Source organism: Dyadobacter sandarakinus, from assembly GCF_016894445.1.
GTDB lineage: Bacteria > Bacteroidota > Bacteroidia > Cytophagales > Spirosomataceae > Dyadobacter > Dyadobacter sandarakinus.
Genome location: NZ_CP056775.1, coordinates 5,557,878 through 5,571,123 on the forward strand (window position 1 = coordinate 5,557,878; position 13,246 = coordinate 5,571,123).

Sequence of the window (13,246 nt, forward strand, 5' to 3'; positions counted from 1 at the left end):
TGATCGAAGGCTGCTTGTTTTGTTTTTGGAAGAACTGTGATTGCCCTTCGACTCCGCTTAGGGTGACAAAGTTGGGGATCATGTAAACTCTTATCTTGTCATCCTGAGCGCAGTCGAAGGGCATTCAAAACTAAAACCTAGAACAACCTCAACCCCAGCGTCACCTGCCAGCTGCTGACTTTTTGTTTGAGGCTTGACCCACTGTTGGCTACGGGTTGTCCGTTGACCTGGAATGAGGCAATGTTTGTGAATGAGCCTTCCTTGCGGACATCAAGACTGAAACTTCCCAAATCCAGACCTGCTCCGAGCTGGTACCCGAAGGTGGCTTCGGAAAATGCATTTCCCAGATCCGACGTATATTCCTTGAATGCTTCCTTAAGATTCTGGTTATCGCCTATGCGAAAGGATGCAACAGGTCCTGCCAGGATACGGATCGGCCCGCCTTTCAATCCGATTAGCAGCGGAACGTCGATATTGCTGTATTTAATTTTAATCGTCTGGCTTACCGGTTGCTGCTGGTCCATTTTAACGACTTCAAATGAGCCTCCCTTGGTAGAGACAAGTACCTCAGGCTGAACAAAAAGCGTTCTTCCAAAACGCATATAAATCCCGCCTACCGCGCCTGTACGTGTATCCAGGCTTTCTTTCAGGTTGTCTTTCACCTCTTTGCCGTCATAGCCCAGGTAAGGGTTGCCGGCCGCATCATACCTAGTCGTAAAAACATCGCCCATCGTCAGCCGCGACAGGTTAAGCCCCCCTTTGATTCCAATTGCAAAACCCTTCTTCTGTGCCTGTACGGATGATAGTGACATGACGCACAGCAGACAAATACACGCTACTTTTACCGGGACATTCATGGATAAATATTCGTTATAGTAAAACCGTTTGATAACGCCGGAATGCAAAAAAGTATACCCGGACTTTCTTTTATTTGATTTCGTCAGGGAAATGTTCAAGTTTCGGGTTGGTAGCGGTTTTTCATTGTACATTATTAATTAAGCTCAAATACACATTAAAATGGCAAAAGCCAAGACAGCCTATTTTTGTCAGGAATGCGGGTATAATTCACCAAAATGGGTGGGCAAATGTCCGTCCTGCGGTGAATGGAACACCATGGTTCAGGAAGTGATTGAAAAGGAAGATAAGAAGGTTAATGTATCATGGAAGTCGGTGAACCTGGCCAGCCGGCCGCGCGCGCTGGACGAAATCAATTTTGAGAACGAACCCAGGATTGCAACTGCCGATCACGAACTTAACCGCGTACTTGGCGGGGGGATCGTCAAAGGATCGCTCGTGCTGATAGGCGGGGAGCCTGGTATCGGAAAGTCAACCCTGATGCTGCAGATCGCATTGACGCTCTCCAACAAAAAGGTACTTTACGTTTCGGGTGAGGAGTCTGAAAGTCAGATTAAGATGCGGGCAGAGCGCATGACCACCAAGAGTGAGCGCTGCTACATTCTCACCGAAACCCATACCCAGAATATTTTCCGGCAGATCGAAGACTTTCAGCCCGAGATCCTGGTCGTGGATTCCATTCAAACCATGCAGTCGACCTACATTGAGTCCGGTGCGGGAAGCGTGTCGCAGGTTCGGGAATGTACGGCCGAGTTTATGAAGTATGCGAAAGAAACGGGCGTGCCGGTGTTCTTGATCGGCCATATTACCAAGGATGGTTCCCTGGCTGGTCCGAAGGTACTGGAGCACATGGTGGACACAGTCCTGCAATTCGAGGGCGACCGCCACAATACCTACCGGATCTTGCGAACGACCAAAAACCGTTTCGGAAGTACTTCCGAGCTGGGTATTTATGAAATGCACGGCACCGGGCTCCGCCAGGTAAGCAATCCTTCCGAAATCCTGATTTCGCAGCGCGACGAGCCGGTAAGCGGAATTTCTATCGGATCTATGATGGAAGGAAACCGTCCTTTATTGATTGAAATACAGTCCCTGGTAAGTGTAGCCAACTATGGTACTCCGCAGCGCAGCAGTACAGGGTTTGACGGAAAACGTCTGCAAATGCTCCTTGCCGTACTCGAAAAGCGGGGCGGGTTCCGTCTGGGTGTGCAGGATGTATTTCTTAATGTAGCGGGCGGGCTCAAAGTAGAGGATCCCGCCATAGACCTGGCCGTGGTTTCGTCGATTGTATCTTCCTACGAAGACAAGTTTATTCCTGCTACGGTCTGTTTTGCTGCTGAGGTAGGACTGGGTGGAGAGGTGCGGGCGGTTAACAGGATCGACAGCCGCATTTCGGAAGCAGAAAAGCTTGGTTTCAAGCGGATATATATATCCAAATACAACAGTAAGGGCCTGGATCTTAAAAGTTACAAGATCGAGGTGGTGCCCGTCGCTCACCTGGATCAGCTTTTTATGTTGCTGTTCCTCAATCAGTAGGCTAGTATTTGGCGTAAAAGTTTTTCAGGGTGCTCGTGAGGCGCTCGTAAATGGGTTTACTGAATTCTATAAACAGATCCTGCGCCACAGGCGGGTGAAGTTCCTGGCTCTTGCATTTGCGGAGCTGGGCAGGCGTAAGGGCGCGCTCATCTCCATTGAAGTGCGCCCACTCGCAAATCCAGTTATACTCTCCATTAAACTTCTCCTGATTTACAATCTTTTGTGTGGAAAACTCTTTGATCTGCATATCCAGCAGCCCTGCGGAATGTACTACTTTTCGATTTTGGGTAAAAATGGCTTTTACTCGGGCATAAACCGGGACTTTGGTTCTGCCTACCACTTTTTCTTCCACTACCACGCTGTCTTTGCTGGTGAAAGTCTCTGTATTTTTTTCAAGTACCATTTGCCCGACCACAAAATCATCAAATTGAAGGGTAATCACATGGTCCGGGCGCAGCCTGATCTCGGTAGCTTCTTCGGGCGTGTAAAAGCGTACGAACTTGTTCAGCTTGCGGTTCATCTGCAGGTACTCATTCACACGTTCCTGGAAATACTCATTGCTGAGCTGGTACGTCTTCGAAGTAACCATGACCTGCTCCACCACCACGTTAAAAGCAGCAAGTTCATAAGCCAGGTCAAGTTTTTTGACAACATCATTGTAGCCCGGCAGAATGTACTGTGCTCTTTCATAATGATCATAAGCTTTCCGCGCACTGATACGGGAGCCGTCGGCAATTAATTTTTCAGCTTCTTTGTAGCGGGCAGCAACGGCATTCTGGCGGGCGGCTTTTTCTTCGGTCGTAAACTGGCGCGGATGTACCAGGTCGCGGCACTCGGGACAGCTGTCGATGGCGTCGTACAGCTCGTTCAGCTTTTTGTACGAATCCCAGACGGGCTCCCATTTGAATGCATCCAGGGATTCTTTTGCTTTGCGGATTGCCACCGTGTGCTGGCTCAGGGCGATGGGATAGGCTTGTTTAAGGATTTCTATGGAAGTGGTATGCCCGGGATTTGACTTTAATTTTTCCACGGAAAAAAGCACCGACTCATCGAAATCCCCCTTTTTAAAGGATTTCTTGGCAGACTGGCAGCCTACAAAGAGCAGGAGGAGATAACTAGCTGATAGAATTATCAGGAAGTACTTTTTCATGATTTGGAACGCAAGATTGACAGAGAGGTATGTCAACAAATTTCCAAAAAAATTACCTCATTTTTGAGTGTTTTACTAAATACGCCATCAGGATAGGATCAAAACCTTTGGCAATGTCCGCTTCAATGAAGTCGATCTTGTACTGGCCGCATTTTAGTTTAAGCTTTTGGTAAAACTCTCCCACAAAAGTGCGGTAAGCATCGCGTACCTGGTCAGGCTGTACCTTAACCTTCTCGCCGGTTTCAAGGTCCACAAATTCGTAGGGCCGGTTTTCAAATGCAAATTCTTCCTCGGTACGCCGGTCGGTCACATGAAAAAGGAGCACTTCATGCAGGTTGTGCCGTAAATGCTGCAAAGCTGAAAATATGCGGTCGGCATCTTCCAGGTTGTCGAACATGTCGCTGAAGATTACGACGAGCGATCTTTTATGAATCTTTTCGGCAATCTGATGCAGTACGTGCGCAACGGAGGTTTTGAGCAGCGGGCGTTTGGACTGCGAAATATTTTCCAGTTCCAGCATGATCTTGTGCACATGCGATGGAGTGGATTTTACAGCGGTTTGTACCTCTATATCACTGGAAAAAGTGCACAGACTCACTGCATCTTTTTGCCTTTGCAGCAGGTAGGTCAGCGCTGCAGCCGCCATAACACTGAAAACAATTTTTCCATTGCTTTCCTCCGGGTAATACATGGAGGAGGAGGTATCCAGGAGAATGTGACAGCGGAGGTTGGTTTCCTCCTCGTATCTTTTAACAAAAAGGCGGTCGGTCTTGGCGAAAACCTTCCAGTCGATGTTGCGGGTAGATTCGCCTGTATTGTAGAGCTGGTGCTCGGCAAACTCCACGGAAAATCCGTGAAAAGGGGATTTATGTAAGCCTGTTATAAAACCTTCAACCAGTTGTTTGGCCAGAAATTCGAGGTTGCCGAACTCCCTTACTTTTGCCAGATCCAGTTGCCGGTTGCTCATAGGCCATCTTGAAAGTTAGCGGCGGCTGCGCATGGAAATTACTTTGCCGGATTTTTGATCAATTTCTTCGTCGGTAGCCAGGAGTACCATTCCTTCCATTCCTACAACCCTCACCGAAACATGGGCCACACCTTTGGCAATGATGCCCAGCAGCCTGGCTGCTTCTTTGCTTACATCTATGACCCGGTGGCGGGAGAAAGGTCCCCGGTCATTCACCCGGACGATTACCTTTTCATCATTATCGAGATTCGTTACTTCCAGCATGGTATTCAGCGGATAGCTTTTGTGTGCGGCCAGGAGCTCCGTACTTTTATGTACTTCCCCGAAAGAGGTTTTCTTGCCGTGGAACCTGCTTGCGTAGTAAGATGCGCTGCCGGTTTCCGTCTTGCCCAGCTTTACCTGTGCGAATGCAGTCGAAATTGTTGCAAGCGCCAGTATGCTGAAAATCAGAATACGATGGGTCATATCTGTGGATTTAGGTGAAACATCATAAGACTTTAGTGCCTTATTTTATATCATCAGCCCACAACTTTCCACAGTTTTGGAAAGCCATGAATTTCAAAAGTAATGCAAAATCCCAAGAAACAAATCATTATTGCGGTTAAAAGTCAAAACCTTTTAAAAAATTCTGAATTTGCAGCAAGCAGGCCTGTAATAAGTTTCTCTTTTTTTGTTAGCAGCAATAAACTTTATACTTTAGCGTTTGAAAACCTATTTAAAAATCTAACATAGTGGAAGACAGAGAGCAAATCTACTCTAAAAGGGTCAGGGCGGGAAAACGGACTTACTTCTTCGATGTTCGCTCCACGCGATCCAACGATTACTATCTGACCATCACTGAGAGCCGGCGCCACCCTCAAGGAGAAGGATTCACGTATGAAAAACACAAGATGTTTTTATACAAGGAGGACTTTGACAAGTTTGTGGAAGCATTGAAGGACGCTGTGGACCACGTTAAAACTGAGCTGATGCCAGAGGTGGATTTCTCTCAGTTTGAGTCCAAAAACGACGAAGTAGATGTCGTTGGGGAGTCAGATCTTAAGTGGGATTAAGAAATTCGAGTTTTTTCGGGAAAAAGCCTTCGCAATCAGTTACGAAGGCTTTTGTTTTTTGTACCCGGTAAAATGGTAATTTTGCAAAAAAATAATCTATAGCGGTCAACGCCATCCGTTGCGCGCTGTCAACTGCATACCATTTATATATGAGTCTTCAATGCGGGATCGTAGGACTGCCAAACGTTGGTAAATCCACCCTCTTCAATGCAATTTCAACCGGTAAAGCCGAAGCCGCCAACTATCCTTTCTGCACCATCGAGCCCAATGTTGGCGTGGTAACCGTGCCCGACGAGCGGCTGGATGTCCTGACCACCCTTGTGAAGCCGCAGAAGGTGATCCCTACCATCATCGAGTTTGTGGACATCGCAGGCCTCGTAAAAGGTGCGAGCCAGGGAGCTGGTTTAGGTAATAAATTCCTGGCCAACATTCGCGAGGTCGATGCGATCGTGCACGTGGTACGCTGCTTCCAGGATGAGAATGTAGTACACGTGGAAGGTCGTGTAGACCCGGTTTTTGACAAAGAAATCATCGATGCCGAGTTACAGCTGAAAGATCTCGAATCTGTTGACAAGAAAATTCAGCGGGTTGAAAAAGGTGCCAGGGCCGGTGATGCGAAAGCCAAGTCCGAGCTGGAATGGCTGAAAAAATACAAGGAAACGCTGGAAGCCGGCAAAAATGCCCGGAGCGTTCAGATTGATGAGGAAACAAAACAAGCCGTGATCGGCGACTTGCAGCTGCTGACGGCCAAGCCGGTACTGTATGTGGCCAATGTGGACGAAAGCTCCATGATTAACGGAAATGAATACTCCGAAAAATTGCGGGAAGCTGTAAAACATGAAGGTGCCGACGTGATTGTTCTTTGTGCTGCTATTGAATCGCAGATTTCTGAAATTGAAGATCCCGAGGAGCATGAGCTGTTCTTGTCCGAATACGGCCTGGAAGAGTCGGGATTGAGCAAGCTGATCAAAGCATCTTACAAGCTGCTTAACCTGATTACCTACTTTACTGCCGGTGTGAAGGAAGTGCGTGCCTGGACCATCGAGAAAGGTTGGAAAGCGCCGCAGGCAGCTGGTGTAATTCACAGTGATTTTGAAAAAGGCTTTATCCGTGCCGAGGTGATCAAGCTGGCGGATTATGAGCAGTATAAAACCGAAGCCGGCGTGAAGGAAGTCGGTAAAATGGCCGTTGAAGGTAAGGAATACGTGGTCGCCGATGGGGATATCATGCACTTCCGCTTCAATGTGTAATTCCTAGTTAAAGTCAGCATAGTAAAAAGCGGCCCAAGTGGGCCGCTTTTTTTGGTTTTATGTCGTGTATGAAGCCTGACTAAATGGCGCATAAATATGGATTTCTGTGAAAAATCAGGACAAAATAGCAGGATTGCAGATCAGGTACGCAGTTTTTGAAATATCATCAGGCAACAACATAAAGTAATTACCGCCATGAATTTCAACCAATATACCATTAAGGCGCAGGAAGTTATACAACATGCTGCGCAAATGGCCCAGGGCAATCAGCAGCAAGCCATTGAGACAGGCCATGTACTGAAATCGATATTGGAGGAGGACCCGAACACCTCCCTGTTTTTGTTATCCAAGCTGAATATCAGCCCCGATGTACTGAACAGCCGCCTGCAGAAAATCCTCGACGGCTATCCGCGGGTGAGCGGCGGGCAGCCCTACCTGGGCAATGATATGGCTGCGGCTACGGCCAAGGCACAGAATTACCTGAAAGAATTTGACGATGAATTTGTCAGCATTGAGCTGCTTTTACTGGGTATTCTCAGCGGAAAAGACTCCACAGCCACCCTGATGAAAGAAGTTGGGTTCAAGGAAAAGGAATTGGTAAATGCTATTAAGGAACTTAGAGGAAAAAACAACCCCGTGAAAGATCAGAATGCAGAGGCTAAATATCGCTCTCTGGAACGATATAGCAAAAACTTGAACGAGCTGGCCAAAGCCGGTAAAATCGACCCCGTAATCGGTCGTGATGATGAGATCAGGCGTGTATTGCAGATACTGAGCCGTCGTACAAAAAATAACCCGATCCTCCTGGGTGAGCCGGGTGTAGGTAAAACCGCGATTGTAGAAGGTCTGGCGCAAAGAATCGTGCAGGGCGATGTTCCTGAAAACCTGAAATCCAAAACCATTGTATCCCTGGATATGGGCTTGCTCATTGCCGGTGCCAAGTACAAGGGAGAGTTTGAGGAACGTCTGAAAGCCGTGATCAAGGAAGTGACCGACTCCGAGGGGGAGATTGTGCTTTTTATTGATGAAATACACACGCTCATTGGTGCGGGCGGCGGTGGCGAAGGTGCCATGGATGCCGCTAACCTGCTCAAACCCGCGCTGGCGCGTGGCGAGCTGCATGCCATCGGAGCGACTACGCTGAAAGAATACCAGAAGTATGTCGAAAAAGACAAGGCACTCGAAAGGCGTTTCCAGTCCGTAATGGTGGATGAGCCGACCATTCCTGATGCCATCAGCATCCTGCGGGGGATTAAGGAAAAATACGAGCTGCACCATGGTGTGAGGATTCAGGACGACGCAGTTATTGCAGCCGTGGAGCTTTCGAACCGCTACATCAGCGACCGTTTTCTTCCTGACAAAGCCATTGACCTGATGGACGAGGCGGCATCCAAACTTCGTCTTGAAATGGACAGCGTACCCGAAGAGCTGGACGAATTGAACCGCCGCATCATGCAGCTTGAAATTGAGCGCGAGGCGATCCGCCGTGAAAATAACAAGGATAAGGAAGCCGCATTGAATCGTGAAATTGCCGACCTGAGCGAAGACCGCAATACGCTGAAAGCCCAGTGGGAAAATGAAAAAGGCAAGGTCAATGAGGTGCGCGCGCTTAAAGAACAAAGCGAGCAGCTGCGGCTGGAAGCCGAGCAGGCAGAGCGCGCAGGCGACTTCGGTAAAGTAGCCGAGATCCGCTACGGACGCATTCCGGAGGTAAACAATAAACTGGCAGAGCTGCAAAGTGCTGAAACCGGGCAAAGCCTCATGCAGGAGGAGATTACACCCGAAGACATCGCCGAAGTGGTTGCCAAATGGACAGGTATCCCCGTAAGCAAAATGCTGCAAAGCGATCGTGAAAAATTATTGCAGCTCGAAGGTCACCTGCACCAGCGCGTAGCCGGACAGGACGAGGCCATTGAAGTGGTTTCCGACGCTGTGCGCCGCAGCCGGGCTGGTTTGCAGGATGCCAAACGGCCGCTGGGCAGTTTTCTTTTCCTGGGACCGACCGGTGTAGGTAAAACCGAGCTGGCCAAAACCCTGGCTGAGTATCTCTTTAACGATGAGAATTCTATGGTGCGCATTGATATGAGTGAGTACCAGGAACGCCATGCCGTAAGCCGGCTGGTGGGAGCGCCTCCGGGATATGTCGGGTACGATGAAGGAGGACAGCTGACCGAAGCTGTACGCCGGAAGCCTTACAGCGTGATTTTGCTGGACGAAATCGAAAAAGCGCATCCCGATGTTTGGAACATTCTCTTGCAGGTGCTTGACGAAGGCCGCCTTACCGACAATAAAGGACGGGTTGCCAACTTTAAGAACACGATCATCATCATGACTTCCAATATCGGCAGCCATATCATTCAGGAGAAGTTTGCCGAGGATGAGGGCTGGAACCATACGCTGATCATTGAGGAAGCCAAACAGGCAGTACTCGATCTTCTGAAAGCTTCGGTAAGGCCGGAGTTCCTCAACCGGATCGACGAGATTGTCCTTTTTGAACCATTGACCCAGAAAAACATCCATAAGATTGTCGATATCCAGTTCAAAGGAATTCAGGCAATGCTCGCCGAGCAGGGCATCACACTCGATGCGACGGATGAGGCCCTGAACAAGCTGGGTGAAGAGGGCTTTGATCCTGCATTCGGAGCACGTCCGCTGAAAAGGGTATTACAGCGTCGTATTCTCAATGAATTGTCCAAAGGTATCCTGAGCGGAAAGGTTGCCAAGGATGCTGTGATCATGATGGAGCTCGATTCGCAGGGAGCACTAGTTTTTGAAAACGTCGGGAATGTGGAAATATAGCATCCCGGAATAGTTCTAAATTTAAGGAGCGGCCGCCAGTGCTGCTCCTTTTTTGTTGGTGTACAAATGTGGGATTCGATGGGCTTTCAGATGGGGTTTCAAAGCAACAAGCTACTTTACCGATCTTTAAGTTTACAGGATTAATTAGTATTGGCATGATTTTTGTACAATTATTTACACAAATAATCTAACCATAATGCTAGCAAGAAATCCATGGAGCTATCCCTAAATTCACTGAAAGTCGCTGTTCTGGTCGCTGATGGATTTGAGCAGGTGGAAATGACATGTCCCCGGAAAGTACTAAATAATACGGGGGCGACAACGCATTTGATCTCTCCGAATAAAGATGCTGTAAGAGGATGGAATCATATGGACTGGGGCGACAAGCACAAAGTGGATGTTCCGCTGGAAGTAGCCCGGGCTGAGTATTACGATGCGCTGCTGCTGCCAGGCGGCGTGCTGGGACTGGATAACCTAAGAACCAACCAGAAGGCGGTCGAATTTGTCCGCAGCTTTTTTCTTTTTGGTAAACCCGTAGCGGCCATTTGTCATGGCCCGCAGATACTGGTTGATGCCGATGTGGTGATCGGACGTACACTTACCTCCAATGCAGCCATACGCCGCGACCTGGAAAATTCCGGCGCAATATGGATAGACCAGGAAGTAGTCACCAACAATGGTCTGATTACCAGCAGAACGACCGACGACATATCTGCATTTACTAGCACAATGATCAGGGAATTCAGTCTCGAATTACACCAGTAGGTACTTTTATCAACATTAACCGAAAGTGACGCAAGCATCCTACACAAGCAGGATGCTTTTTTGTTTCCGGGCAAAGTTGTAATCTTTGCCTGACCAAGATCAATTGTAATGTCCCTGATTTCGCTTTCCCAAGTCTCCGTCCGTAAATACGACACCGTAGTTCTTTCCGACATCAACTGGACCATCAATCCCGGTGAACATTGGGCTATTATCGGTCCTAACGGATCGGGAAAGACAGCTTTGCTGGATGTTATTGCGGGAAAATGGCCTGTGCTAAAAGGAAAAATCCGCTACGAATGGTCCGGACCTCTCCGTGAATCCATTGAGCTTGCTTCCAATGATTATTCTTTCAACAGGATCGTCAGTGCCGGGGCCGAATATTACCAGCAGCGCTTTCATGCGTATGAAGCCGAGCGCGCACCTACCGTCCGCGCCATCCTGACCGATCAGCTCAAACCCGTAGGTACCGTGAATGAAAGATCGGTAACGCTCGCGCCTTCATTGGTCGGAGATGATGAACTCACACGGGTAAGTACACTGCTCTCCATTACCCACCTGCTCGACCATCCTTTTGTAACTTTATCCAATGGAGAAACGCGCCGTATGCTGCTGGCCAGATCCCTGCTGAGAAACCCAAAGGTACTAATGCTCGACAATGCATTCAGCGGCCTTGATGTGCATTCCAGGGAAGTGTTGCGCAATGCATTGACGGAACTGGCAGCAAATGGGGTAACGATTTTGATGGCAACTACTGCTACCGAGATCCCGCCCTGCATTACCCATGTACTCGAACTGGAAAATGGTGCGGTCAAAAATCAGCTCAGCGTAACAGACTTTGGAGCCGCCGCCACCGAAACCCACGCACAGCCCATACCAGACCTGGCCATGATGGCGAACTTCGGCCAGCCGTCTTTCACGGATTTTGAGTATGCACTCGACCTGAGAAATGTAAGTGTCAGGTACCACGACCAGCTGGTGCTTGACCATGTAAGCTGGAAAGTGGCCAAAGGTGAAAAGTGGGCGCTGTCCGGTGCTAACGGATCAGGTAAGTCGACGCTGCTGAGCATCGTCACGGCCGACAATCCACAGCGGTTTGCCAATGATTTTGATTTATTTGATAAAAAGAGGGGAGGATTGGGTGCATCAATCTGGGATATCAAGCAAAAGATCGGTCACGTATCTCCCGAACTGCATTTGTATTTTCCGCGTAATACCAGCGTTTTCAAAACCATTGCATCCGGCTTCTTTGATGCTACGGGCGTTTTTTTTAAGAAACTTTCAGACATGCAGGTTGAGCGTGTGCATGAAGTTGCTGCCCTGCTGCACGTGCAAGGGCTGATAGAAAAGGATTTTTCACAACTGTCCAAAGGGCAGCAAAGAATGGTACTGCTGGCGCGTGCCCTCGTAAAAAATCCTCCGCTGCTGATCCTTGACGAGCCCTGCCAGGGACTGGACCAGGCTGCGATCGACTATTTTAAAGCAGTGGTGGATGCCATATGCGATACTGCGGACCGGACGCTGATTTACGTTTCACATTATCCCAATGAAATCCCGTCCTGCGTTACACGCACGATCCGGCTTGAAAAAGGCAAGGTTACTGCGGTTTTGTAACCAAAGGCGCGCGCACAAATCCGTTTTTGAAGTTCATGGCAATGGATAAAGAGCTGCTGCCAAAGCCCGGCACATACTGCGCGCGCGCGTAGCTTATTTCAAACCTTTTGATCCGCATCCAGGCCCCCAGTGAAAATCCGGCAAGTGCGCCTCGGTTGGCCAGTCGCAGCTCCTGCCGGCGAAGGTGGTCATAGCCCAGCAGCACTCTGAAGTTCGGATGTAAGAGCAGTTCGGTGCCGAGTGCAATGTGCCTGCCCAGCTTCTCGGCCACACCCACCTTCCGAGGAAGGCGGTTTCCGTTAATATCATACGTGTAGAAAAGTGCCGGATCATTATATACCATATCAAAACGGTTGAGGTGATGTGCCGTCGCTGATACGCGCACGGGCATATACTCGGGTTTGAAGGTAATGCCGGCCCGTACATCCAGCGGCAATACAGGGTCCTGCGCACCGGAGTAGTTTTGTTTTAAGAACCCTATATTTTTTACAACAAACCCAATCACCAGATCCTGCCGCGGATGTCTGAAACTGGCTCCCCAGTCCAATGCAAGCCCCCGGATATGGTATGCCTCGATCATGGCGCCCACCAGCTTCACCGAGGCACCCACCGAAAATGGTCCGAGCGAATGACCATACCCGGCAGCCAGCCCATAATCCGCCGCTCTGAACTCGCCGATCACGTTGCCGAGGTCGTCGGTCTCGGTGAGGGTGCCGTAATTAAGGTATTGCACGCCTACCGCCCAGGTACCTCCCGACTTTTTCAATCTGTCTGCATACGCCACATTTACAAAGCGCGTATCGGCCAAGTAGGGCATCAGGTTGATGGATGCATTGTGTGCCTTGGAAGAGTCGAGCAGGGCAGGGCTTTGCAGAAAAAGTGCAGGATCATTGCCGGGAAGCGTAAAGTGATTGGCTCCTAGTGCTGTACTGGTGGCTTGTGAGGGGAGCTGAAGAAAGTCCAGCCTGCTTTTTCCACCTGCCGGCTGTGCCTGCAGGCAGTGGCTGACAGCGGCCAGAATGGTAATAAACAGGTATTTACAAGCTTTCTTTTGCATAAAAAATACAGCGCTCAATAAAACGCAGCCTGCAAAAATAATGAAATAGCCCGGCCTGTCACTTGCAATAGTAATGTTAGGGGATTTGATGTTTCATTATAAAGTAATCGGCAAGAATCACAGGGGTGTCACGGCCTTACTTTGCTACATTCTGAATATTGTCATAATTTCACAAGCACGAGTCAAAAAATTATTATTCCTAAA

Annotated in this window: 11 protein-coding genes; 6 read left to right on the plus strand and 5 right to left on the minus strand. The window is 48.9% G+C overall.

Features of this window, described 5'->3' with window-relative positions; all coding sequences use genetic code 11:
- Positions 1-137: 137 nt before the first annotated feature.
- On the minus strand, positions 138-857 hold the full coding sequence (locus HWI92_RS23005; protein ID WP_204659686.1) for a porin family protein: 720 nt from the start codon (positions 855-857) through the stop codon (positions 138-140).
- Between the two features lie 160 nt (positions 858-1,017).
- Here HWI92_RS23005 and radA point away from each other — a divergent pair, with 160 nt between their 5' ends.
- Positions 1,018-2,391, plus strand: coding sequence for a DNA repair protein RadA (gene radA / locus HWI92_RS23010; RefSeq protein WP_204659688.1), 1,374 nt, complete (start codon positions 1,018-1,020; stop codon positions 2,389-2,391).
- A gap of 1 nt (position 2,392) precedes the next feature.
- Here the strand turns inward: radA and HWI92_RS23015 are convergent, their stop codons facing one another.
- Genes HWI92_RS23015 through HWI92_RS23025 form a run of 3 tightly spaced genes read right to left on the minus strand, consistent with a single transcriptional unit; the run spans position 2,393 to position 4,973 of the window.
- The gene (locus tag HWI92_RS23015) at positions 2,393-3,541 is read right to left on the minus strand and encodes a hypothetical protein (protein ID WP_204659690.1); all 1,149 of its coding nucleotides are present in this window, start codon (positions 3,539-3,541) and stop codon (positions 2,393-2,395) included.
- Positions 3,542-3,593: 52 nt separating this feature from the next.
- Positions 3,594-4,508, minus strand: a complete 915-nt coding sequence (locus tag HWI92_RS23020; RefSeq protein ID WP_204659692.1) for a DUF58 domain-containing protein — start codon at positions 4,506-4,508, stop codon at positions 3,594-3,596.
- A 15-nt stretch (positions 4,509-4,523) separates the two neighbouring features.
- Positions 4,524-4,973, minus strand: a complete 450-nt coding sequence (locus tag HWI92_RS23025) for a septal ring lytic transglycosylase RlpA family protein (protein ID WP_204659694.1) — start codon at positions 4,971-4,973, stop codon at positions 4,524-4,526.
- A 263-nt stretch (positions 4,974-5,236) separates the two neighbouring features.
- On the opposite strand from HWI92_RS23025, the gene HWI92_RS23030 reads away from it, so the two are divergent.
- The 5 genes from HWI92_RS23030 (at position 5,237) to HWI92_RS23050 (ending at position 11,985) form a co-directional block, all read left to right on the plus strand.
- Positions 5,237-5,560 carry a DUF3276 family protein gene (locus HWI92_RS23030; RefSeq protein WP_374757909.1) on the plus strand — a complete coding sequence of 108 codons (324 nt, stop codon included), beginning with the start codon at positions 5,237-5,239 and terminating at the stop codon, positions 5,558-5,560.
- Between the two features lie 149 nt (positions 5,561-5,709).
- Positions 5,710-6,810, plus strand: coding sequence for a redox-regulated ATPase YchF (gene ychF / locus HWI92_RS23035; protein WP_204659698.1), 1,101 nt, complete (start codon positions 5,710-5,712; stop codon positions 6,808-6,810).
- Positions 6,811-7,005: 195 nt separating this feature from the next.
- Entirely contained in the window at positions 7,006-9,609 is a 2,604-nt protein-coding gene (gene clpB / locus HWI92_RS23040; RefSeq protein WP_204659700.1) for an ATP-dependent chaperone ClpB, read from the plus strand.
- 213 nt (positions 9,610-9,822) lie between these two features.
- Positions 9,823-10,374 (plus strand): DJ-1/PfpI/YhbO family deglycase/protease, encoded by a 552-nt coding sequence (locus HWI92_RS23045; protein WP_204659702.1) that lies wholly within the window; start codon positions 9,823-9,825, stop codon positions 10,372-10,374.
- 108 nt (positions 10,375-10,482) lie between these two features.
- On the plus strand, positions 10,483-11,985 hold the full coding sequence (locus tag HWI92_RS23050) for an ATP-binding cassette domain-containing protein (protein ID WP_204659704.1): 1,503 nt from the start codon (positions 10,483-10,485) through the stop codon (positions 11,983-11,985).
- Here the strand turns inward: HWI92_RS23050 and porQ are convergent.
- Positions 11,969-13,042: a type IX secretion system protein PorQ gene (porQ, locus tag HWI92_RS23055; protein ID WP_204659706.1), complete on the minus strand. Its 1,074-nt coding sequence runs from the start codon at positions 13,040-13,042 to the stop codon at positions 11,969-11,971. The two genes, HWI92_RS23050 and porQ, sit on opposite strands and share 17 nt — an antisense overlap.
- Between the last annotated feature and the right edge of the window lie 204 nt (positions 13,043-13,246).